At 36.1% G+C, this 764-nt stretch carries 1 protein-coding gene; it reads right to left on the bottom strand.

The genetic code is table 11. The annotated features are described in order from the left end of the window. Positions 1-264 precede the first annotated feature (264 nt). Positions 265-747: a hypothetical protein gene (locus tag D9V42_RS14740; protein ID WP_122065554.1), complete on the bottom strand. Its 483-nt coding sequence runs from the start codon at positions 745-747 to the stop codon at positions 265-267. Between the last annotated feature and the right edge of the window lie 17 nt (positions 748-764).

Genomic DNA, 764 nt, shown 5'->3' with positions numbered 1-764 from the left:
AGTACTCATTTAATCAAACAGTATGCTTTACAGTTTGCACCCTATGCTTGGCTGTCAACTCTATGACATTTAAGTACCGTCAATCAGTACACCTATTCTTTTAATTCAAAACGTTTAATACTCCAGCCACTACCAATAAGATAGATGTAAATACACTTAGCATAATAGCTAGATAGTCATGGCGATAATACCACTCCTTAAAGTTGGTAACCGAACCTACACCATATAAAATGCCAAGAATAATCAAGGCAATATTAATTACAATCATTCATTCTCCTGACTTTCTACATAGAGTAAGATACAGAACGCGTCTGCCATGTCGTCGTTGATATCATTATCAGGTACTATGTTATAGCTCTTGAGTATCTCAATGCTTTGTACTTTTCGCAATGCACTCTTACCTTTAATTAGATGATACCCACACCATTTACTGTTTGGTACATCAACATAGCCAATGTTATGACGGTTACGCATGACACCCAAGAATGAACCGTTAGCTCTAATCAACGAGATGTTTCCCTTAGGCTTGAACGTGATAATAGGTTCTTCAATATAAATAAAGTAGTCAAATAAATTGTAATGCTCAATAATTTCTGTTATACCGTCAGCAATAAGCTTGGCACGTTCCAAAGGATCTTTACTTTTACCACCTGCAATTGAACCGACTACATACTCATTTGTCAAAGGATTACGAAATGCGTAACCAGTATTAGAGGTGCTAAAGTCAATCGCTAAAGCTTTGCTCATAAATCAGAACTCAATTC

Origin of the sequence: Staphylococcus pseudoxylosus (assembly GCF_003697915.1) — a bacterium.
GTDB classification, from domain to species: domain Bacteria; phylum Bacillota; class Bacilli; order Staphylococcales; family Staphylococcaceae; genus Staphylococcus; species Staphylococcus pseudoxylosus.
Note: the sequence above shows the minus strand (reverse complement) of the source record. Positions and strands in the feature narration are given on the sequence as shown.